This is a genomic window from Streptomyces sp. NPDC033165, assembly GCF_055577965.1.
The window spans coordinates 22,896-45,167 of sequence record NZ_JBVIPK010000018.1 but is presented as its reverse complement, the minus strand read 5'-3'; the positions used below and the strand labels follow the sequence as shown (position 1 = coordinate 45,167).

Sequence of the window (22,272 nt, the reverse complement as noted above, 5' to 3'; positions counted from 1 at the left end):
GTGGCCGTTCCTTCGAGCGCCGCGACAACGACCGTCCCTCCTTCAACCGTGACCGTCGTGACGACCGTCCCTCGGGCGGCTTCCGCTCCGGCGGCAGCGACCGCCCGTTCAACCGTGACCGTCGTGACGACCGTCCCTCGGGTGGCTTCCGCTCCGGCGGCAGCGACCGCCCGACCGGCCGTCGTGACGACCACCGCGGCGCCAACACCGGCACCAACACCGGTTCCTTCGGCCGCCGCGACGACAAGCCGCGCTGGAAGCGCAACGGCTGACCTCCGCCCGGCCGACTCCCGGCCGAGCAGGTCCGCCTGACAGACCGGCAGGGCCCGTACGCCACCGAACCGACTCGGTGACGTACGGGCCCTGTTGCTGTCCCCCCTGTTCCCCGCTAGTTCCCCACTGTTCCTCCGGAGCGCACAACCCGGAGCGAAACGGACACGGCGCGGGGCGTGACAGGGCCCGACACCGATACCGGATCGGCTGCCGGGACCGGGCGGGCTATGCTCGTGTGTGATGTGACCGGGGCCGTTAGCTCAATTGGTCAGAGCAGCGGACTTTTAATCCGTTGGTTGTGGGTTCGAGTCCCACACGGCCTACTGACAGCAGGGAGGGGGAACCCCCTCTGACCTGCGGTGGAGCGCCCCGACCGGTTTCGACCGGGCGGGGCGCTTTGTCGTTCGAGGGCGCGTGCGTGAGCGATGCGTGAGCGGGACGCGTCGATCTTGGGGGACACCTGCCGGTTCGAGAAAATCGCCCAGGTCGCTCTCAGTCGGCTTCTACACTCAAGCGATGGCTGATAAGCGCCCGCCAGGAACTTTGGGGTTGGACCTGCGAAGCCGCAGTCTGCGGCCATGTGGGCTGTGCGGCGACATACGGCGAATGTCTCGCGCGCACGTGCCGCCCCAGGCCGCTGGCAACAGTGCCAAGGTGACGAGCGCGGTGGTGCGCATTTCTGATGGAGTCCGTAGGAACGGCCGCTTCGCGGCAGGGGGACTTTGGCTGCGGGGCCTGTGTGAGCAGTGCAACAACTTCGCCGGTGCCCGATATGACGCTGCTTACGGAGACTTCGCGAGAAGGCTGCGGGCCTATGGATGGGCCGCCCAACGTCTCCGGCTAGTTGACCCGCAGGCAGCGCCGGCTGTCTCCGTTGCGCCAGGTCTGGTGGCGCGGTCGGTCATGATTGGGATGTTCGCCATCAGTCCGCATCTACGGGAACTGTTCCCTCAGCTCGCGGCCGACCTGCATGAGTGCAAGGCGAGCATCTCCATGCCAGAGGGACTTGAGCTGCGCCTGGCGCTCTATCCCCACAGCACCGCACGGCTGACCGGCCCGGTGTACTCCCAGCGAGTCCTTGGGAGACGGGAGCACTACAACACGTTTGCCGAGGTCTACTTTTCCCCGCTTGCCTGGGTTCTCACGTCCCGAAGGCTGGATGGGCCAGTCAGTGGTGTCGAATCGATCCTCGATCGACAAGGGTGGCCGGTCGCCGACGAATGGCTCCGGTATAGCGCGGACGTCACTTCTGTGGACCTCCGCAACCTCTGTCGGCGTATTCCGGTGGTCGGGCACCCACTTGCCGACCCCTCGGAGTGGGTTGAGATGTACAGCGACGAGGTAACCCCGTTCCTAGAAGGACTCGTGCCGTCCTGAGCCTGGCCCGGAGGCTTGCCGTAGCTCTTCACCGTGCCCGTTTCGGCTGCGGGCTAGGGGAACGCGGCACGAGCTTTGCTGCTGCTTCTGCCACGGCGCGGTCGACCTCCGGAAGGAGGCTCGTGTACGTGTCCGAGGTCAGCGTGATCGTGGAGTGGCGGAGGGTCTCTTTGATCGTGTGAATGTCGCCGCCGGCCCCGTGGGTGAGCGTCGCCGCCACGTGGCGGAGGTCCCGCAGGGTGATGGGCGGGAGGTCGGTGGTGGCGAGGAGGCGGCGGAAGGTTTCCGAGACTGTTTCCGGGTGGAGCCAGGAGCCGTCCTCCTTGGTGAAGATCTTTCCGGTCTCCTGCCAGGCGGCGCCCGCCTTCTTCCGCTCTCGTGTCTGGCGCTTCCTGTGCGCGCGCAGGACAGCCACGTTCACGCTGTCGAGAGCGATCGTGCCAGCGCTGCCGTCGGTCTTCGGCTCGGACTCGTACGGGTCCCAGCCGTCGACGACGATCTCCTTGGCGGGGGTGATGAGGCCGACGTTGAGGTCGGTCTCGTGCCAGTCCTGGCCGACGGCCTCACCTCGCCGTAGGCCGCGTGTGCCCATGAGGTGGAAGGCGGCGTAGAGCCGGTCCTCCTCGGCTGCGTCCAAGAAGACGCCGAACTGCTGCGGGGTCCACACCATCACCGGACCGGGGGCCTCGCCGGTCTCCCGCCAGCGGCGGACGCGTTCGTCGGTCCAGAGCAGCGGCTTGGGGCGCTTGCCGGACTCCAGCTCGACGTGGGCGGCCGGGTTGAACGTGATGAGCTGCTGGGCGATGGCGGAGTTCAGGGCCGCGCGGAGGGTGCGGCGTACGGCCTGCCTGGTCGCCGGGCCGGTGATCTTCCGGAACGGCTTCATCTCCGCCAGCTTGGCCCGTTCGTCGGCGAGCAGGGCCCGTTCGGCGGCTACCGGGCGGCCCGGACGGCTCGGCTTGCACCGGGCGATCTGCTCGTGGCGGGCCTGGTTCTCGGCGGCGATCACCTCGTTGTCGTCGGCTATCCCGTCGAACATCTCCACGAGGTGACCGACGTTGAGCCGGTCCAGGCGAATGTGCCCGATACGGGGCTTCAGGTGGACGCGGATGTGCGACGCGTACCCGTTGAGGGTGGTCCTGCGGCGCTTCTTCGACGCGAACCAGGCGTCCAGCCACTCGCCGACCGTGAGGCTGCCCCGTAGCCCGAGCCCGGCCCTGAGACGCCGCCTTGTCTCCTCGACGTCGGGCAGTGGCGCCTTCTCGTCCCCGACCTCCTCCAAGAGCGTGACGAGGCGCTGGAGGCTGTCGGGATCGTCCGTGTCGGCCAGGGCGAGGAGCGCACGGACGTGGTCGAGGTCGGCCTGGGCGGCCTTGAGGGAGTCGTAGCCGGCGCGGCTGAAGGAGCGGCGGGTGCCGTCTTCGCGGGGTGGGAGTTCCTGGCGTATGGAGTATGAGCCGTGCTTGCGGCTGGTGAGCTTGGGGCACTTCTTGCCGAGCGGTTTGCCGGTGTGGGGGTCTCGGCAGTAGCAGCGGCGGTGGGTGGAACCCTTCAAAGATCGTTCTCCTCGGTGGGGTCGGTGTCGGGCGAGTCGATGTCGGCGAGCGGAGAGGGCAGGTGGGGCGGGGTGCCGCCGGCCTCACGGATGGCGTCGCGGTGGCGGCCCAGTTCGTACTTGGCATTGGCGGCTTGGTCGGCGTACCGGGCCAGTGCGCGCTCGGCTGCCTCCCGCTGGACGCGGTTGGGGGCGGTCCTGACCTTCCAGCGTTCGTAGTCCTCGCTTTCCACGGCGGCCAGGGCCGAGCGGAGTTCGAGGTCGTGGGCGAGGAAGTGGTCCAGCATGTGGTCGGTGGCGTCTTCGGCAGATTCGTTGCCGGTGAACCACTGGAGCGCGTCCCAGGCCGGTTGCGGTTCTTCGTAGGGGAGTTGGCGGACTTCGTCGACGTAGCCGACGGGGTAGATCAGGCTGATCGGGGACATGCGCAGGGCCTTGGCGAGGACCATGACCTCGACCAGGGGGAGGACGGCGCGGCGGCCGGACTCCATGTTGGCGATCACGTTGCGGGGGATCGGGTAGCCGATCGCCTCGCATCTGTCGGCCAGGTCCTGTGCGCTCCACCGCAGTTCCTTCCGTCGTCTGCGGACCTCGCCGGCCACGGTGGCCATGACGTGGTCCTCCCATTCGAGGTCGTCGGCCTCGGTGTCTTCTTCGTATCCATGGTCGGAACGACGCTGTGTCATGAAGACACATTAGCTTGCCTACCGTTGATTCCATGGCCTGGAGACGAGCGTGATCGTCGTGTTCGCCGAGGGCTCAGTCATGGATGGAGCGTGCATGCGCGAGAGTCGACCCGCGAGCAGTGCCAAGGGCATGAGCCGCGAGGAGTTGCTGGAGCTGCCAGCTGCCGTTGACCTGGATACGGGCAATCGAGCGTTGGGGCTGGGGAGGAGCAAGGGGTACGAGCTGGCGAAGCGCGGCCAGTACCCGTGCAAGGTGCTGCGGCTGGGCAGCGCCTACCGAGTGGTGACCGCAGATCTGCTGGCGCTGCTCGGGCTGGCGGCGTGACGGGGCGGAAGCGTAGCGAACCGTTCTGCGCTGAGCTGACACAGAAAGGCTGGACTGTTGCCGGGCTTGGACGTACGGTCCGTGTTCCCTCGCTGTGGCCTGGAGTCCGCGAGATAGGGGTGAGCCCCCGGCGGTGCAACGCCGGAGGCCCGAGCAACCCCGAACGGCCCTGGAAGAACCAATCCGGCGACAAGGGCGTGCGAGCCCGCCGCCAGACGAGGAGCTGCCCTGTGCAACACCCCGAACCCCCGGCCCATTCCGATCTCGACGCGCGGGATTGGCCGCCCACCGCGATCCCCGGCATGCCCGGGCGGTACACGGGCGAAGGGTCCGTCGCCGATGAAGCCGACGGGACCGGGAGGGCCTCGGCGGACATGCCTGCAGAGGAGGCGGCACCGATCCCCGAGCCGACCGCCGGGTCGAAGGTGCTGGACGAACTGCGTGGTCAGCTGGCGAAGTTCGTGATCCTGCCCTCGCCGGAGGCGCTGGACGCCGTCACGCTGTGGGTGGCGGCCACGCACCTGCAGACGGCGTGGCAGCACGCGCCGCGCCTCGCGGTCGTCGGCCCGGCGAAGCGGTGCGGTAAGTCGCGGCTCCTGGACGTGGTGACCGAGACCGTGCACGACCCGTTGATCACGGTCAACGCGTCTGCTGCCGCGGTGTTCCGGTCGATCACCGACGCCCCTCCGACCCTTCTGGTCGACGAGGCCGACACGCTCTTCGGGTCGGCGAAGGTGGCGGAGAAGAACGAGGAGATGCGTGGCCTGCTCAACGCCGGTCACCAGCGCAACCGCCCGACCCTGCGGGTCTCCGGCCCGAACCACGAGGTGGCGAAGTTCCCCACCTTCGCCATGGCCGCCCTCGCCGGGATCGGGGACCTACCGGACACGATCATGGACAGGTCGGTCGTGATTCGGATGCGCCGCCGGGGGCCGGGGGAGAAGGTCGCCGAGTTCCGCACCGTACGGGACACCCCCGCCCTGCACGCCGTGCGGGACCGGCTCGTGGCCTGGCTCGGGCCGCTCTACGACACCGCCATGGGCCTCACCCCGCCCATGCCGGTCGAAGACCGGGCCGCCGACACCTGGGAGCCGCTGGTCGCTGTCGCCGACCTCGCGGGCGGCACCTGGCCTGCTGCTGCCCGGGCCGCCTGCCTGGCCATGACGCGGCACGAGGCCGAGCAGGAACAGGACAACAGCGCCCTGAACCTCCGGCTTCTCGCCGACATCCGCCGCGCCTTCGCCGCCGAAGGCAACCCGGCCCTGCTCCGTACCGGCCGTCTCCTCAGCATCCTCAACGACGACACCGAGTCGCCCTGGCCGGAGTACAAGGACAAGGGCCTGACCGCACGCGGCCTGCAGCTCCTGCTGAAGGACTACGGCATCAGCGCCTCCAGCCACCGCTTCCCCGGTGACTCCCAGGCCAGGGGCTTCACCCGCGAGCAGTTCGCCGACGCCTGGGCCCGCTACTGCCCTGAGCCTCCACCGGCTGCCGAGCCACTGCTCCCGCAGACCCTATGACCTGCGCCTGACCCGGCACGACCCGTCCCCACCCGCCCCTTCGCAGGTCAGGGCCGGGACGGGTCACCCGCCCGTGACGGGTCGTCCCGATGTCGCAACCTCAACCCGTACCTGCTCCGACCAGGCACGCGACGGGTTGCGACAGGTCTCTGCCCGACACAGCCGAGCCCACCTTCCCTGACCCCTTGGAGTGCCCACCCCTTGCCCGCGCCCAGCACCACCGCACCGCCCGACACCGCACCGACAGCCCTTCCCGCCCTGATCCGCACGGGCGTCGCCCTGATGGCCGTGGCCGCCTTCGCGCTCTCCTACGACGCGTTGCGCCAGATGGCCGCCGCCAGCCACATCCACCGGGTGCTCACCTACGCCTTCCCTCTCGTGATCGACGGCTTCATCGCCATCGGCGTCGGCGCCCTCCTGGTCTTGCGCACCGCGCCCGTGAGGTCCCGCCGCTATGTGGGGGCGCTGGTCGGGGTCGCCACCATCACGAGCATCTGGGCCAACGTCCTGCACGCCGTCCGCCTCAATCAGCAGACCCACCGGGACGGACTCACGCTCGACAACATCACCGTCGGCGTCATCTCCGCCATCGCCCCACTCGCCCTGGCCGGAGCCGTCCACTTCTACCTGATCGTCCAACGCCGACCCACGGAAACGGAGCCACGAGAAGACCTCCACCACATCACCGTAGACACCGATCCGGAACGTGGCGCGACAGCCATGAACGAGCCGACGGCCGACAAGAGGGACGTCGCTCAGGCCCCCGTCGGGCAAGTGGCTCAGTCCAGGAAGCCGACCGCCACCGGACATGCCCAGAAGGCGATCGTCACCTTCGAGCAGGCAGTCGAGATCGGACGCACCGCCTCCCTGGGACGTGGCGGGCGGGTATCCCGCCGCAAGGTCGAGGGGGCCGTCCGCGACAAGGGATTCCGTGTCGGCCGCGAGCGCCTCGACCAAGTCAAGAGCTTCCTCCAGGAGGAACTCGACCAGAGCCGCGACGCCACTTCGACGTAGCTCGCCCCTCCGAACCTCGGCTGCTCGCCACAGGAAAACCCTGGGGCGAGCAGCCCTTCCCTCGCCGCAGTCGCCCGATCAGAGAGCCCGCACATGCACGAACAGCCCTTCCCCGATCCCCCTCAGGCCGTCCGGCACCCGGTCTCGACGCCAGCATCGGGCGCAGCAAGTTGTCGGGTAAGGAGTCCTTACCCAGCCTCCGCCCCCAGGGGCGCGGAGGCATCCGGCGCCGAGGGGGCGCCGGTGTCGGCCGGCCCGGGGGAGCCGACTCGGGAAGAGACCTCGCAGTCGTCCGTGCCGCGTCGTCGTCTGCGTGAACCGACGCTGCGTGAGAAGCGTGTCCACCCGCGCTTCAGTGAGAACGAGTTCGCCCTCCTCGCGACTGCTGCCCGCCTGAGCCGCATGCCGGTCGGCGGCTACGTCGCCGAGACCTCGCTCGCCGCCGCCCGCTCCGACGACCCCGCTGCCGCGGTCGCTGACTACCGCGCCACGGTCAAGGTGCTGATGGCCGCCAACGGGCGGCTCGCCCAGGTCGGCAACAACCTCAACCAGCTCACCCGCCACCTCAACCAGGACGGCCCCTGGCCCGAAGCGGACTTCGTGCGGCGGCTGCTGAGCCACATCGAGGCGTCGGTCGCCGACGTGGACGTGGCCATCGCCCAAGTGACCTCGGGACGGTGACCGCGTGATACCGAAGATCATCCTCAGCAAGGGGGCCCGCGCCACCCGCCGTCTGGTCGGCTACCTGTACGGGCCCGGTTCCGCCAACGAGCACACCGACCCCCACCTGGTGGCGTCCTGGAACGGCTTCGCCCCCGACCCCGGCCGCAGCCCCCACCGCAACCCCAGGAACGTCGAGGACCAGCTCGCCGCGCAGCTCGACCAGCCCGTGAACATGCTCGGCGACAAGGCCCCGGCCACGACGGTGTGGCACTGCCCGGTCCGCGCCGCGCCCGAGGACCCGATCCTGACCGACGCCCAGTGGGCGGACATCGCCCGCCGGATCCTGGCTGCCGCCGGCATCGCCCCCGAAGGCGACGAGGAAGCCTGCCGCTGGGTCGCCGTCCGGCACGCCGACGACCACATCCACATCGCCGCCACCCTCGTCCGCCAGGACGGCCGCCGCCCCCGCCGCGACCACGACATCCGCGCCGTCCAGCGAGAAGCCCGCAAGATCGAGATCGACTTCGGCCTGCGCCGACTCAAGCCCGGCGACGGCACCGCCGCCAAACGCCCCACCAGCAAGGAGCACTTCAAGGCCAAACGCCAGGGCCAGGACACCACGACCCGCGAGATCCTGCGCCGACGCGTCCGCCGCGCGGTGGCCGCAGCCTCCACCGAGACGGAGTTCTTCGCCCTGCTGGAAGCGACCGGCGTGAACGTGCGGCCCAAGACCGGACCGTCCGGCGACACCCTCGGCTACAGCGTCGCCCTGCCCGGCGACCTCAACAAACACGGCGAACCGGTCTGGTTCTCCGGCTCCACCCTCGCCGGAGACCTCTCTCTGCCCAAAATCCGCCACCGCCTCACCACCACCGCTCCTGAACCGGTCACCGCGCGGTCGGCCGACCCCTGGCACCAGGCCACGGCCGCCACCGAACGCATCCCCGACCACCTCACCCACAGCAGCGACCACACCGCCCAGGGCCAGCTCGTCGCCCTCGGAGAAGCCCTCGATCTGCTGCCGCTCACCGCACCGGCCGAGGCGAAACGGGAACTTGAACGAGCCGCCACCGCCTTCGAGCGCGCCACCCGCTCCCGCATCACCGCCGACCTCGACAGCACCCGCGTCCTGCGCCGCAGCATCCAGACCATCCTGCTCACCCCCGGCACAACACGTGACGGGACCGGACTGGCGATGCTGCTGGACGCCGTCCTCATCGCCGTGGCCTTCGCCCGGCACTGGCACCAAACCCACCAGCACGCCCAGCAGGAAGCCGCCGCCGAACAGACCCTCACCCACCTCCAGACCGCCTACGCCCACGTCGCCGTCCCGGTCCTGGACGGCCTCGCCCGCCGCACCCCCGGCCCCCAGACCACACACCGCTACGCCCGCCACCTTCAGCAAACCGCCCCCGAGCACGCCGACCGCATCCTGGAAGACCCCGCCTGGGACGCCCTCGCCACCGTCCTCGCCGACGCCGAAACCGCTGGCCACAACCCCGCCACCCTTCTCGACCAGGCCCTCGGCCAACGCACCCTCGACGACGCCCGCAACCCCGCCCGCACCCTGACCTGGCGCATCCACCGCCTCGGCCAACGCCACACCCCCGGCCCTCGCGCCCAGGCGGCCATGGCCCGCAGCACCGCACGCCACCCCGACGCCGCGATCGAACCGCCGACGGTCACACCAGTCGCTGCCCTTCAGCGACCACACGTACGGCGTCGTTGACCGGCTCAGCCGCGCTGTCGCCTGGACGACCTCCAGGGGGGAAAGGCAACAGACGCGCCGAACGCCAAAGCAGTTGTGAAAAATCCAAGACATCAACTAAAGTCAGCGGTGCACTGGAGTGCTTCGATGCGTAGTCCGACCTGAGGAGTCGTCCGCATGAGTGTGCCTTCGTCGTCGTGGACGACCGACGTGTTCGGCGAGCAAGCAGCAGACGCGCGCCGCCGCGTCGGGCAGGGCCTTCGCAACATGCAGGCCAACGCACAGGCCGCGCAGGAACAAGCCGCCTCCCGCACCACCCGCGTTTACGGAACCAGTCGGTACGAGAACCAGTACGAGCGGCTCCAGGACGAACTCAAGCAGGTCCCCGGCGCCCGGGCGGTCAAACCGTTCGGCTTCTCGTACGAGCTGATGCTCATCGGCAAGGGGCTGATCTACCCGTTCCGGTACTCCAACACCAAGTCGGACGTACGTAGCGCACGCATTCCCAGCCAGTCCCGGCTGGTGCGGGAACTCTTCACCTTCGCACCGGCGCCGAAGCACACGCAGGACCCGTTCGACCTCGACTTCGGATCGGCCGTTCCGATCGCCGAACCGCGCGGCGCTCTGGCGACCGTCCCGGAGGGCACGCAGTTGGTCCTGGTTCCCTTTGCCTGCAACGCCTCCGAACTCCTTGAGGCGTACTGGGGTATCGCGGCGCTCGGGATGAACCGACAGCTGGAGTGGGCAACCGACCCGGAGCCGCTCCACCTGCCTCAGGAGGTCACCTCGTACACTCTGCGGCCGATCAGTAGTCCGGGCCAGGTCACGGCACACACCGGCTTCGCCGACGGACTCGAACCCACGCTTACCCTGTCCTCTCGTACCGCCTCGGACCAGGCCCTGCACGTACCCGTGCAGACCGAGGCAGAACCCGTTGAGGACCAGAGCAGCGAAGACGATGCGACCCACTAAGCAAGACCTCATTCCCGGTACAGAAGAACGTGGCGCCACGCCCCGAGCCGTCTACGACGCCTTCGATCCCACCCGTGTCACGCAAGCTCGTCGTCTGGCGGAGATGACGAAGAAGGACGTGGCGGCCGGGCTCGGGGTGACACCTGCCGCCGTGGGGCAGTACGAGACCGGGGTGTCCAAGCCACGACCCGATTTGATCCCCCGGCTCGCGGAGGTCCTCGGGGTTCCGGTGACGTTCTTCCTGCTGGGCAGGCCAGCTAATCGACTTGACGCCTCCATGGCGCATTTCCGAAGTCTGCGCAGCACACCGAAGTCCCAGCGGGAACGTGCGCTCGCGTTCGCCGAGCAGGTCTGGGAGCTCACGTACGCGCTGGAACAGCGAGTCCAGCTGCCCCATGTCGACCTCCCCGGTTTCGCCGGTGGGGAGGTTCACCCCGGCGAAGAGCTGTCTACCGACCCTGTATCCGCAGCCCGCGAGCTTCGCCGTCGTTGGGGCCTCGGCGACGGCCCTGTCACGCATCTGGTGAGGCGGATGGAGTCCCACGGGATCGTGGTGGTCATGCCGCCTGCCAGCGATCCCTCTGCCGCGAGCGTGGACGCCTTCTCCACCCGAGCAGCCCGGCCGCTCGTGGTTTTGACAGCCGCCCGGGCCGACGACATCTACCGGCACCGGTTCACGGCTGCCCATGAGTTGGGCCATCTTGTGCTTCACGCCGATGCCACCGGTGACAGCCGTCAGGAGAAGGAGGCGGATGCCTTCGCCGCCGAGTTCCTGACCCCCCAGGACAGCATCCTGCCGTTCCTGCCGGGGCGAATGGATCTTGCACGTCTGGCCGAGCTAAGGGGCGTCTGGGGAGTCTCGCTCCACTCGCTTGTCTACCGATGCCGCGAGCTGGGGCTGATCTCCGACGCGACTGCCAGCCGGACGTATCAGCGTCTACGCGCTCTCGACGGCCAGCCGGGCTTCACCGCCGAATCCGTCTCGAACTTCCCCGGTGAACGGCCTTCGCTGCTTCGGCAAGCCTTCGAGCTGGCTGCCAAGGAGGCGGGCCTATCGGTTTCCCAACTGGCTCATGAGCTGGCATGGACAAGCGGGAGAGTGCAGGACCTGCTGGGCGTTCAGGAACAGAGGCCGGTGCTCCGGCTGGTCCAGTAGCAGCGCCGTTCGACCTGAGTAGCCGTGGGGCACGGTCGTTTCCCGATGCTGCTGTCAAGAGTCTCCAGCGCCAAGCCAACACGCGTAGCGAGGTCATCAGGGCCGGCTCACCTCGGAGTCGGCCCTGATGACCTGCTGACGCACTCGGAGGTTCAGAGCGATGCCTCGACTCCGAGGCTTCCGGCCCTGATGGCTCCTCGTAGGACGTGGACGATGTCCTCGGGCTTGAGGTCGATACCGTCGATACCCGCCAGGGTCAGCGGGATCTCCTCCAGCGCGTACTCCCCGCGGCCTTCGGTGCTGAACTCGGGACCGGTGCGGTCGTCGAAGGACCAGGTCGCGATGCGGGCGAGGTAGAAGAGCTGACGCTCGTCGTCGGACTCCATCGTGTGGAGCAGACGGATGATGTCGGCCTTTCCCGCGATCTCCTCGTGGATCTCGCGGTGGAGGGCGGCCTCGCGTGACTCATCGGTGGGCTCGACGCCGCCGCCGGGCAGGACCCAGTACTCGGGGATGCCGGGCCTGGTGCGGCGGATGACCAGCATCGTGTGGTCGCGGGTCACGAGGACGGCACGGACTCGTTCGATCATTTCGTTGGGTCTCCTTGCTTGTTGACGTTCTCAGTGGAGCAGCCAGCCACCATCGACGTGGACGGACTGCCCCGTAATGAACGAGGCGGAGGGGCCTACGAGAAACGCCACCAGGGCGGCGACGTCCTCGGGGCGGCCACGGCGCGGGACGCACTGGCGCTTGATCTGGTCCTCCGGCCGCGCACGGTGCCGGGCGGGGAGGGCGTTCTCGGCCTCTACCTGGATGGCGCCGGGCAGGACGGTGTTGACGCAGATCCCGAACGGACCCAGTTCGCGGGCGAGGGAGCGGGTCAGTCCCAGCAGCCCGGCCTTCGCGGTGCTGTATGCGACGAGGTTCGTTCGGCCGGCGCGGGCGTTGACGCTGCCGATGTTCACGATCCGGCCCCAGCGGCGTTCGATCATGCCGGGGGTGAATGCGTGGCAGGTGCGGTAGTGGGCGGTGAGGTTCACGTCGAGGGAGTAGTTCCAGGCGGTCTCGTCGGTGTCCTGCCAGGCGACGCGGGGGTAGGAACCGGCATTGTTCACCAGGATGTCGACGGGTCCGATCTTGGCGCGGACGAGGTCGGCCATGGTCCGAACGGAGCCCGGATCGGTCAGGTCGGCGTTCACCGCGATCCCAGGACTGCCCGCGCGTTCGAAGGCGGCGAGGAGGGCGTGGGTGTCGGGGTCTTGGCCGAGGTGGTTGACCGCCACGGTTGCTCCGGCGGCCGCGAGCGTCCGTCCGATCTCGGCGCCGATGCCGGTGGCCCCGCCTGTGACGAGGGCGGTGCGCCCCTGGAGTGGCCGACTCTGGAGAGGACTCTCAAGCAGTGGCAGGGACATTGCCGCTCCGTTCGCCGGGGTGGGGGTGAGATGCCGGTGTAGTGGTGAAGAAGGTGTCGAGGGTCATGTGCGGGTCCTGGCTCTCGGCGAGTTTGATCAGAACGAGCAGAAGGTCGTGTCCGGTGAGCCGGGAGGGCGGGATGATGCCGAGGACGCGCAGGGCGAGAAAGGCATGGATTTCCTCCATGCCGCCGCTGCTCTCGATGCGGAGGCCGTCCAGGGCACGAGTGATGGCCGCAGCGCGGCCGGGGCTGGTGTTCCAGGAGTATCGGACATCGATGTGGCGACTGCTCCTGTGCAGTTCCAGGTGCTCGATGCGAGGGCGGGCCAGAGGCGGCAGGGCGAGGCGGAGGGTGCGGGCGTACACGTCGGGCTGGTAGCGGGGGACGAGCCAGCCGCCCAGGGCCACCAGGTACCAGAGCAGGTTGGCGGCCTCGCCCGCGACGGTGTTGCGCCCGGCGTACTCGAAGTCGAGCCAGCACAGCGGGTCGGCGATGTTGGGTTCGGTGGGGTCGCCCTGCGTCAGGCCGGAGCGCAGGCGGCGGTCAGGGGCCAGCGCGTCACGGAGGCGCTCGATGGTGTCGGCGACATCCAACGTCAGCGGTCTGCCGTTGGCGGTGAGGGTGAAGTCGGCCAGTTCCCGGACGGTGAGGGTGGTTTCGGTGTGGGGCAGAGCTATGGGCAGGTCGCGGCGCAGGTACCAGCGGTCCAGCCGTCCCCCGGGGCGGATGCGGTCGAGGTAGAGGTCCGGTACGCACTCGGCCAGTGGCATGTGCGTCCCGGTCTCCTCGGCCGCCGCCCGCAGGTCGGCGCAGACGCCGTCCACGAGGCGGGCCAAGCGGGGCTGGACGGCCTGATCGCGGTCGGCGAGGGCAATCACGTCGCCCATCAGCAGCTCGCACCGGCCGGTAGCGAAGACATCCTCGTAGACGACGATCTGCCTGTCCGGTAACGCGATCTGCCCGCGGAGGGCCGGAACCGCGACCCGAGAGGCGAGCCGCGCACGCCCCTTCGCCTCGTTTGCGGCCTGCTCGCGGGTAGCCACCGACTTGTGGAAGGTACCCGTTGCTGCCGTGGCCCACCTGCCCATCGCGTTCACCGCGTCTCTCCAGGAAGAGTGTCCAGCCATCCCTGGAGAACGAGGAGCGCAAGCGCTTCGGCAGCGAGCGGCTCGGTGCGAGCGGTGGTAACCAAGCTCGTGTCCTGCCGTGTGGCGTCGAGGAGGACGGTGAGGGCGTCGCTGTCAGAGGGGCACTCGATTCCCTTGAAGCGGAGCTGGATCTTCGCGAGCAACGCCGTGACCTTGTAGAGGGCGCGGAGGTCAGGGCTGCCTTTGAGGAACTGGCGGCGGATCTCGATGGCGGCCTGGATACCGTCGCGCAGGCTTGCTGCGATGTCGGTTGCCGCGTCCGGAGCGGGCAGAGACAGACCGGGGGTGGACCACAAGGGGACCAGCGACCCGCTACCGATGAGAGCGAGGACGTGAAGGAGTCGAGAGGTGATGGCGCCGGCCCGACACTCGGCACGGGTCAGTACGGTGATGCCCAGCTTGACCCCGCCGAGTTCGGTCGCCAGATCCGCGAGGATCTGGCGCATCTCGTCGAGGGAGGAGGTGTCGGCCACGACGAGGACGTCGAGGTCGCTCCAGCCGTGCTGGTACTTGCCCCGGGCGCCGCTGCCGGTGACGGCCAGCAGATCGATCAACGGGCGGAGGCCGGTGGTGCGGTCGATGAATTCGGCCAGATAGGACTCTAGGTTCACGGGGAGTCCGAGCGCGTTGACCGGCATGGTCGAGGGCTCGTGTTCCGGCCAGCGTCGATCGAGCGCGATGCGGTCCAACCGCCGCTCCAGCTCCAGGCGCGGTCCGTCGTTGCTAATGACCTCATGGGCGATCGAGACGATCTTGTCCGCGCCTCGTGCGCATTTGGTGAGGTCGCGGTCGACGACGTCCTGGGAGCCAGCAGTGCCTCGCCGGATGCGTGTGGCCTCGGAGGCGTCCAGGTACACGATGGTGAGCTGGGGCCCGAGCATCCGGGCGAGTTCGGCGGTCGAGTCGAAGTCGTGCAGCGACTCGATGCTGACGGAGTCGAGGAAGTGGTGGGCCTGGTAGAAGCGGTCCAGCGAGTCCACGATCAACTCGGCCTGCACGACTGGACCCAGTCGGTACGGGTCGCCGATTCCGGCGCGGCTGGCGGAGTTCTCGATGAGATACCCGATCTTGAGGCGGGCGTGGCCGTGCTGGGTGCGCAGATACTCGCCAGCCGTGCTCTTGCCGCTCTCCGACATCCCGCCCAATGCGGTGACGTGCACTCCGGCCAGGGCACGGCCGGGCACCTCCGGATGCAGCGGTGCCAGAAGCTGGCGCACCTCGTCCTGGACGGCGACGGTCGGCCGATCCCCGATGCGGATGGCCATCGGGAAGCGCCCCTCGTCGACGAGGCGGTTGATGTGCTCATGGAGGTGGCGTTGGTAGGCCGTGTAGATGTCGGTGACGGACACCTCGTGGGCCAGGCTCCGGCGGGCACCTTCCTCCGGATCCTCGCAGTGCAGGAGGACGAGGGCGTGCTCGTCCTCCTCGGCGGCCCGCAGGTCGGTCTCGTACGGGGCCAGCAGGATCCGGGCCCGGTCCGTGGCCTGCGCGGCGTCCAGATCCTCCCGTACGGCGACCGTCGCGGCGACGGACGCCTCCAGCATCGGGATGCCCCGGTCCAGCAGACGCACGGGTGCGGTGAAGGGGAGGCGGGAGCGTTCAAGGTAGGAGGTGGCGAGGACGTCGGCGACCTCCTCCACCGGGCCGGTCTCGAACCACCAGCGAGCCATGCCGTCGGCCTTGATGACGTTCCAACGGGGGTCGTAGCGGTCGAGTGGGCCTGCTGAGGTCGCGGCCGGGCCCATGCGCCGGGCGAGGATTCCGATCTGCTTCGTCTTCCCGGTGTTGTCGGGGCCGCTGAACGCGACCGACACGGGGAGGGGATACGTGTCGCTGTTGTACGGACTGGACATCGGCTTCCCTTCACGGGTGATGCGGAAAGGGGGGTACGTCGGTGAGGCATCGTGGATCGCCTGCGGCAAACGAGGTGGGCTCCGGCCCCGGCCGGGGAGGACAGACCAAGGCCGAAGGCGGGGCTATACGGTTCCGTCGGCCGGCGGAACGTCCTCAACGCTGAGCGTCGGCCGCGCCGACGGGGCTGGCGCGGAGGAGTGCTTGACGTGGGCCAGAAGGCCGACCGCGACGAGTCCGGAGGCCGTGCCGAGGGCCCAGATCCAGCTCAGGACTGTCTCCAGCGGGTCGGATAAGGGGGAACGGCTCACCGCGTCGCCTCGCGTACGAGAGGGTCCCGAGCGGCACTGGGCCGTCGCGTGGAAGGGATCGTGCGGGTCCGTCGGCATCTCCACCATCGGGTCCTCTCACGTGTTCGGGCAGGCACCAATAGGCCCTGAACAGGACCTATTCGAGCCATTCGGAGATTTGCGGGGTGATGTTCAGTGAACGACGGGCCGCGCTCCCGGGACAGGGCCCAGGATGTAGTCCTGCGTAATCCCGCGTAATCCAGGTGGGGAGGGTGACGGGGTGCCGAGGAACCCGGCCATCGCGGAACTGATCAAGCGGGCCTGCCAGGAACGAGGCTGGGGACCCTCGGAGTTGGCGCGTGCTCTCGGTCTAGCCGAATGCGGTGACCCGCGCCGCCTGCAGCGACAGCACGCCCGGCGATGGATAGAAGGCGAACGAACCCCAGGCCACTGGTGGCCCTACATCGCGCAGGTGCTGGCGCTGGATCCCGAGGCGATCAACCTCCCGGAGCCCCCGCCTGCGGCACCCCACACAGATACCGTTGCATCAGTCCTGCACCTGGGAAGGAGCGACGTGGAACGCCGGGAGTTCATCCTCGCCTCCAGCGGATACGCGCTGTCCGCACTCGGACTGCCTGACATGGACAGCATCACTCGCCGGACCAAGACCGCCCTTCCCGGTGCTGTCCGAGTCGGTCAGGGCGAGGTGGCCGCCGTACGGCACATGGTCAAGGCCCTCGGCGACTCCGCCTCCGAACTAGGTGGCGGGCACGCCCGCCACCTGGCCGTCCGCTACCTCACCCAGGACGTCGCTCCCTGGCTGGAGGGTCACTTCAGCGAAGCCACCGGCCGCGACCTTTTCGCCGCGACCTCCCAGCTCGTTCATCTCGCCGGCTGGATGGCTCAGGACGAGGGCGACACCCCCGAACTGCGGGGACTCGCCCAGCGCTACTACGCCCACTCCTTCCGCCTGGCCGCCGAGGCTGGCGATCCGGAACTGTCGGCAACGGCTCTCCGGGGTCTTGCTGTTCAGTGCGTCGATCTCGGCTACCGGGCCGAAGCCGTTCAGCTCGGCGAAGCCTGCGTGGAGTACGGCCGCCACCTCGACAATCCGCGCGCCGTCGCTTACTACGAGGCCACTCTCGCCAACGCCGCCGCCCAGGATGACGATCGCCGCATGGCAACCAAGCACCTGGCCTTGTCAGAGGCCGCCATTGGCAGGCCGACCGCCGCAGCTGGCGATTCCTGGGCCGCCCACTACTCCCCTGGCCGCTGGGCCCATGAATCCGGCATGATCCTCTCCCGCCTCGGCGACCTCGACGCCGCCGAGGAACACCTTCACCTCGCTCTCGACATCCACGGCCTCGACCGCCGCCGCACCCGAGCCATCGTCCTTGCCGACCTCGGCGGCGTACGCCTGCGCCAAGGCGACGTCGACGGCGCCATGGCCACCTGGAGCGACTTCCTGGACTGCGCCGACGGCATCCGCTCGGTGAAGGTCCAAGCCGCTCTCCAGGACATGCGCGTGCGCCTGCGGCGGTACAGCGGAGTCCCAGAGGCTCAAGAGCTACGCGAACAGGTTGCCCGCATCGCAGGCTGACCTCCCTCCCCCTCGCTGTCTCGGCCGTGCCACAACGAGCTGGTAGGGCCGGTAAAGGGTATCCAGGGGGCTTGGGGCGGTGGAGAGGTCGCGGGTGGTGAGGTGGCTAAGCGGGTGTGTCGGAGTGCGGCCAAGGGGGCGGCGTCGTGTGACGTCTCCAGGGTGCGGGCGAGACCGTGGCGCCGAGGCGGAGGCGATGCGGCCACGCTCGGCGGCTGGTTCGAAGCTGGCGAGGCGTTCGTCGAGGAGGGCGGCAAGGTCTTGAGGAGGCCGACGAGGTCCAGCACGTGCGGCGACGACCACGTCTTCCGAGATCTAAAGACCTTGTCGGCGCCGCCATCGCAGCCCTCCTGCGTTATTCACTACATCGACCCGATCGGCGCTCGCATCAACTTCGGCGGGATCTTCCACCGTCGCACCTGAAACAGAATTTGAGTCCTGACCTATGTCGCCTACAAGGGCTGGTGTTTATGGCCAGGCTGCGATTGTCGGCTCTTGCTCCCAATCAGGCAAAGTTTCCTTACCTTTACTTCGCATGGGAGAAAGCACGCTGCCTTGAAAGGGTATCGGGAGCGAGCTCTTGAGCACATAGATCGAGCTCGATGCTGAGCATTCCGGAATCCAAGCTCAAGGTGACGCTATTGCCGGCCTGCGCTGCCCATTCGATCATGTAGTGTACGGGAATATCTACCAAAGGCTGAAGCGTTGTTGGGTCCCAGATCCGTAGCATTCGATCGTCACCAGCGCTCACGAGTACCGTGTGGCCATCTATCACAGAGACCCACAGTTGCCCCACACGAGCAGAGTGTCCCTCCAAGGACGCCACCAGTGCTTGGGTCGTGACATCCCAGAACTGGATGAGGCCAAACTCATTTCCTGTAGCAAGTAGGACGCGGTTCCCAACCTTGACAGCGCACTGAGAGACGAGTGCGGCTCTGCCGGATTCCAGCCGCGATAGTCGTTTACCTGAACCTGGATCCCAGACCTCAATGCGTCTGCCGTTGAAGTTTATACCGGAAATGGCAAGCCGATCGCGCACCGGTACGGCGCAGATCTGCCTGGCTCCTGCAGGAACGTCAAAGGCGTGGACAGCCTGCACTCTAGATACATCCCAAAAATGCAGTGATGTTCCAAGCGATGCCACAATCATCGGCATCGAGTGAAATTTAAAAGAGAATATCGACTCGATTTGTGCGTAGCGAGCTCGGGGATGGCTGAGGGATTGCACGTGATTTCCGGTGCGCGGATCCCAAATATCAATACCTACTTTGGCTGAGGCTAGGAAGCTTTCCCCGCCCCAGGGTGCTACACAAAGGGCGTAGGTATTTTCCGTACGAATCTGTCGTATCGTCTCCCAAGATGTTGGGTCTCGGATCTCTATTCTGTTTGTTCCGACCCGAGAAGTCGCCATTAGTAGTCCAGTCTTTGTTCGGACTGTGCAGGCGACGTCAAATGACTGAGTGTCTCCGCGCTCTGTCAGGGAATTCTGGCTGCGAATATTTGGGTCCCAGATGCGAATGGAGCGGTCGTCGCCAGTGCTAGCCAGTCTAGTCTGCCCGTTAGCGTGAATGGCGGAGACGGAATAGATCGCACCTGCGTGGCCAGACCAAGCGGTAAGTTCATTGCCCGTGTGTGGAGACCAAAGCCGGAGCGTTCCGTCCTCGCTTCCGCTGGCGATTACGGGCTCTCCCTTGATGGTCGTTGAACAAATCGTCAAGACTGGCGCCTCATGGCCTTTGATTCGCATCACCTCTGTACCATCGCGCGGATCCCATATGCGGATGACAGAGTCGTATCCTCCGCCGATCAGCAGAGTGCGCCCGCCTTCTACGACTGTGCACATGGTCCGGATCCACTCCCCGTCCCACGTGTTGCCGTGTGTCACGGACCAGCGGGCTACCCCAATGATGGGGTCCTGCAAGATCACGGTCCCGTCCTCGCTGCAGGAAGCGAGAAGGGTGGTTCCCTCGAAAGTGACCTCGCAGAGGTCACTGATCCATTCATCATGACCGTTAAGCTTTGAAACCTGTTCGCCTGTGAGAGGGTCGAACAATTGGATCGTGGAATCCGCCGCCATGGCTGCTGCAAGCAGGGTTCTACCATCACGCGTGAAGGAACATAGCGCTGAGTATCCGGCCGGGTCTCCGTTGATTTGATGAATGGCATCACCGGATAGAGGGTCCCAGAAGCGGATCGCTCCGTCCCGGCCGACAGAGGCAAGTGCGTCAAGAGCTCCGAGGCGTACAGGGACAATGGATCGGACCTCGTCTGTGTGACCCTCCATTACATGCAGGACTTCTCCGAGTACTGGATCCCAAATCCGGACAGTCCGGTCTCCACCCGCGCTGGCCAACAACTCCTGGCCCTCTACGGAGAACGCGCGGAGCACGTAAGACCAGCGTGTATGACCGTCCAGAACAGCTTCCTCATGGCCCGGGATCACATTGGACCATAGTGCACGATAAGGGGCAGGAAAAGGGAAATCGCGATATGTGTGACCGAGGCGCTGTTGGGCCTCTGACACGCTGAATAGAGCAAGTCGTCGTGAAGGGTCTGCGTTAAATGCCTCGGGCGTGCGCCGGAGAAGTTTAGTCGTATTTCGGGAAAGGGTTGAGGAGGTGCGGTCGGTAATCGGCAGCAGTCGACGCAGATCGGCATGAAGTAGGTAACCTGCTTGGGTAAGCAGGTCATCCAGGACTTTGCCATTCTCGGCGTGCCCAGGGAGGGAGCGCTTCAGGTACGGGTCCGCTCCCATCCAACTGGTTCGCTCACCTTCTGCAATCATGGCGTGAGCGAGTGACATTTCGTCCTCGATACGTGAATGCAGTTCGACCCGAGCGCTTATTAGCGTATCGTTGAGGGCCTGATGGAAGAGTCGATATGCCAACTCCTGCCCGTGCTCACCACTCGATTCGACGAGAAAATTGGCGGCTGAAGAGCGAGCGAATGAGGCTAAAGCGGTCTCTGGAATAGCGGGGCCGCCCAGTGCACTGATCGCTGTACACCATAGAGTAAGTGAGAATCCAGGGGCTTCCGCGTAAGCGAGAGCGGTGAGGACAGATTCGGCTGCATGGCCATAAAGCGGTTGGATGCGGTCGAGGTAGTCGTATAGTGCGCCGTCTACGGTTGGAATGAATGCGATTTCATCAGGGTGGACTGGCTCTTGGTCGTGCAGCCCGTGGGTGCGAGCGACCAATCCAGCTACCAGGAAATTTCGCGCAGCCATATCCGCAATGCGTTGGGCGACAGGCTCTGCTATTTCATCGGCAAGGTATGGGTTATCGTGGCGTTCGTCGCCGTGCATCTGAAGGGTTGCGACCGTATACGATCTTAGGTCTTCTTGCTCAAAAAATTCGGAGTGGTCAAGATCGATCAGCGTTAGTGCCCGTCCAAATGATGCGAGCAAATCACCAGAGTCGTCTCGGCGCCGGCTGCCTACAATCACCCGAATGTTGAGGTCCGTGCAGGTTTCAACGAGGGGTGTGATTATTCGCCGGATTATCAGTCGCGCCTGTTGGGCGGTAGAAGCCTCATCTAGTGCGTCGATAATGACGGTAAAGGCATTCTGTGAGGCGCTATTCTGGCTCGCGAATCGGCCTTCGAGTGCCTCTCGTAGGCGCTCTGGAAGATATTCGATGTCTTCTGGGATTGCTGCCGAGGCTGCTGCGGCGATCTCGGTGGCAACATCTAGGGCTGTTTTACCTTTAGCGTGTACCGCGCAAGAAATAGAGCCAATTGGTGCTCTCGCTGCGCCGTCGTTAACTGGCAGCTGGTCCGATATTTCCTGGTCTGCCGTGGTGACGATTCTCCCCAGGACTGCCGACTTCCCCACGCCGGGTGACCCGGTGATAACGAGAGCCTTCCTCGTCGGCGGGCTGCTGATCCAATTGTTGATGGTGTTGAGCGCGGCGGTTCGCCCGCGGAATCGGAAGCCTTTTTCTGTCTCGATGCTAACTCCGCGAGCGCGTGGTCGCCAATGCCGTCCTGCCTCTGGATCGTCCCGTAGTGACCAGCCCCAGGAAGCAAGTGCGGACTCACCAGCTGCTTCGACTTTCCATGCGGTGAGGTCTCCGATCCTCTCCGCCGGAAATATGCGATCGATTTGCCAGAGCGACAAGGCCCGAGCATCGCCTTCGCCACTCGCCTGGCCGACCATTCCAATGACTGCATCATATTCAGGGGACCACAGCGCTGAACCGCTGAAGCCTGATTTGACGGGGTACCTGGAGTGAGTGTCGAGCCGGACCCAGCCGTAACCGAGGGCTTCACCAACTAGGCCAGCGGCGGAGTTGCCTAGTACTTCACCACCAGGAAAGCCGAATGCCCACCAATCGCGATTCACCATGTCGGTAGGAACAGGACAGCGGAGTCGAGGGGCGAGGGCTGTTGGGACAGGCTCGGAGAGAAGGAGGACGGCAGCATCTTGGATGCGCTGAAGATCAGGAGGTGGCAGCAGGATCTCTTGCACGAGGATGCGTGCAGGGGCACTCTCCTCCGCTTTGGGGAAGGCCACCCACAGGGGGTCCCCGGCATCCGCAGCGCTGCGCACGACATGAGCACAGGTGATCACCCGATGGGAGTCCAGAACGAAGGCTGATCCAAGAGAGAAGTCGTCGGCCTCCGTGCGATGGACGGCAGCAACCCAGGAGTCGTTGGCGGGCCTGGTGGGCAGATTGTCCATGACCGGTCTTCCCTGTCGCCGTCTGGTCCGCTAGCTACG

General features: G+C 66.7%; 17 protein-coding genes, 1 tRNA gene and 1 pseudogene. 12 read left to right on the top strand and 7 right to left on the bottom strand.

What is annotated here, in order from left to right; translation table 11 throughout:
- The 3 genes and pseudogenes from ACZ5WC_RS29880 to ACZ5WC_RS29870 all read left to right on the top strand — a co-directional run.
- Positions 1 to 272 (top strand): annotated as a pseudogene (locus ACZ5WC_RS29880) (DEAD/DEAH box helicase); the annotation flags it as partial.
- Positions 273 to 522: 250 nt separating this feature from the next.
- Positions 523 to 596, top strand: a tRNA-Lys gene (locus tag ACZ5WC_RS29875).
- 589 nt (positions 597 to 1,185) lie between these two features.
- Entirely contained in the window at positions 1,186 to 1,650 is a 465-nt protein-coding gene (locus ACZ5WC_RS29870) for a hypothetical protein (protein WP_145498485.1), read from the top strand.
- Between the two features lie 28 nt (positions 1,651 to 1,678).
- Here the strand turns inward: ACZ5WC_RS29870 and ACZ5WC_RS29865 are convergent, their stop codons facing one another.
- Complete coding sequence (locus ACZ5WC_RS29865) at positions 1,679 to 3,205, bottom strand: site-specific integrase (RefSeq protein WP_468543731.1); 1,527 nt, start codon at positions 3,203 to 3,205, stop codon at positions 1,679 to 1,681.
- Positions 3,202 to 3,891 (bottom strand): helix-turn-helix domain-containing protein, encoded by a 690-nt coding sequence (locus ACZ5WC_RS29860; protein WP_145498482.1) that lies wholly within the window; start codon positions 3,889 to 3,891, stop codon positions 3,202 to 3,204. Before ACZ5WC_RS29860 ends, ACZ5WC_RS29865 begins: the two co-directional genes overlap by 4 nt.
- Before the next feature lie 94 nt (positions 3,892 to 3,985).
- On the opposite strand from ACZ5WC_RS29860, the gene ACZ5WC_RS29855 reads away from it, so the two are divergent.
- From ACZ5WC_RS29855 to ACZ5WC_RS29825, 7 genes are all read left to right on the top strand, one after another.
- Positions 3,986 to 4,216, top strand: a complete 231-nt coding sequence (locus ACZ5WC_RS29855; RefSeq protein ID WP_029394830.1) for a hypothetical protein — start codon at positions 3,986 to 3,988, stop codon at positions 4,214 to 4,216.
- 374 nt (positions 4,217 to 4,590) lie between these two features.
- On the top strand, positions 4,591 to 5,736 hold the full coding sequence (locus ACZ5WC_RS29850; RefSeq protein ID WP_468543730.1) for a DUF3631 domain-containing protein: 1,146 nt from the start codon (positions 4,591 to 4,593) through the stop codon (positions 5,734 to 5,736).
- Between the two features lie 201 nt (positions 5,737 to 5,937).
- Positions 5,938 to 6,750: a DUF2637 domain-containing protein gene (locus ACZ5WC_RS29845; protein WP_468543729.1), complete on the top strand. Its 813-nt coding sequence runs from the start codon at positions 5,938 to 5,940 to the stop codon at positions 6,748 to 6,750.
- A gap of 294 nt (positions 6,751 to 7,044) precedes the next feature.
- The gene (locus ACZ5WC_RS29840; protein ID WP_360614558.1) at positions 7,045 to 7,431 is read left to right on the top strand and encodes a plasmid mobilization protein; all 387 of its coding nucleotides are present in this window, start codon (positions 7,045 to 7,047) and stop codon (positions 7,429 to 7,431) included.
- Positions 7,432 to 7,435: 4 nt separating this feature from the next.
- Positions 7,436 to 9,142 carry a relaxase/mobilization nuclease domain-containing protein gene (locus tag ACZ5WC_RS29835; protein ID WP_468543728.1) on the top strand — a complete coding sequence of 569 codons (1,707 nt, stop codon included), beginning with the start codon at positions 7,436 to 7,438 and terminating at the stop codon, positions 9,140 to 9,142.
- 156 nt (positions 9,143 to 9,298) lie between these two features.
- Positions 9,299 to 10,093 carry a hypothetical protein gene (locus ACZ5WC_RS29830; protein ID WP_360614554.1) on the top strand — a complete coding sequence of 265 codons (795 nt, stop codon included), beginning with the start codon at positions 9,299 to 9,301 and terminating at the stop codon, positions 10,091 to 10,093.
- Positions 10,080 to 11,249 (top strand): helix-turn-helix domain-containing protein, encoded by a 1,170-nt coding sequence (locus ACZ5WC_RS29825; protein ID WP_360614552.1) that lies wholly within the window; start codon positions 10,080 to 10,082, stop codon positions 11,247 to 11,249. The genes ACZ5WC_RS29830 and ACZ5WC_RS29825 overlap by 14 nt, the downstream gene beginning before the upstream one ends.
- 152 nt (positions 11,250 to 11,401) lie before the next feature.
- Here ACZ5WC_RS29825 and ACZ5WC_RS29820 read toward each other — a convergent pair whose 3' ends face one another.
- From ACZ5WC_RS29820 to ACZ5WC_RS29805, 4 genes are read right to left on the bottom strand one after another with little or no spacing between them, the layout of a single operon-like run.
- Positions 11,402 to 11,839, bottom strand: coding sequence for an NUDIX hydrolase (locus tag ACZ5WC_RS29820; protein WP_355603175.1), 438 nt, complete (start codon positions 11,837 to 11,839; stop codon positions 11,402 to 11,404).
- Between the two features lie 30 nt (positions 11,840 to 11,869).
- Entirely contained in the window at positions 11,870 to 12,661 is a 792-nt protein-coding gene (locus tag ACZ5WC_RS29815; protein ID WP_360614549.1) for an SDR family NAD(P)-dependent oxidoreductase, read from the bottom strand.
- Positions 12,642 to 13,706: a hypothetical protein gene (locus tag ACZ5WC_RS29810; protein WP_468543727.1), complete on the bottom strand. Its 1,065-nt coding sequence runs from the start codon at positions 13,704 to 13,706 to the stop codon at positions 12,642 to 12,644. Before ACZ5WC_RS29810 ends, ACZ5WC_RS29815 begins: the two co-directional genes overlap by 20 nt.
- A gap of 50 nt (positions 13,707 to 13,756) precedes the next feature.
- Complete coding sequence (locus ACZ5WC_RS29805; protein ID WP_468543726.1) at positions 13,757 to 15,664, bottom strand: nucleotidyltransferase domain-containing protein; 1,908 nt, start codon at positions 15,662 to 15,664, stop codon at positions 13,757 to 13,759.
- A gap of 862 nt (positions 15,665 to 16,526) precedes the next feature.
- Between ACZ5WC_RS29805 and ACZ5WC_RS29800 the strand changes: the two genes are divergently transcribed.
- Together ACZ5WC_RS29800 and ACZ5WC_RS29795 are read left to right on the top strand one after the other, a co-directional pair.
- Positions 16,527 to 17,552, top strand: coding sequence for a tetratricopeptide repeat protein (locus ACZ5WC_RS29800; protein ID WP_360614544.1), 1,026 nt, complete (start codon positions 16,527 to 16,529; stop codon positions 17,550 to 17,552).
- 102 nt (positions 17,553 to 17,654) lie between these two features.
- Positions 17,655 to 17,975, top strand: a complete 321-nt coding sequence (locus ACZ5WC_RS29795; RefSeq protein ID WP_360614542.1) for a hypothetical protein — start codon at positions 17,655 to 17,657, stop codon at positions 17,973 to 17,975.
- Positions 17,976 to 18,078: 103 nt separating this feature from the next.
- Here the strand turns inward: ACZ5WC_RS29795 and ACZ5WC_RS29790 are convergent, their stop codons facing one another.
- Positions 18,079 to 22,233 (bottom strand): AAA family ATPase, encoded by a 4,155-nt coding sequence (locus ACZ5WC_RS29790; RefSeq protein ID WP_468543725.1) that lies wholly within the window; start codon positions 22,231 to 22,233, stop codon positions 18,079 to 18,081.
- Positions 22,234 to 22,272: the final 39 nt, after the last annotated feature.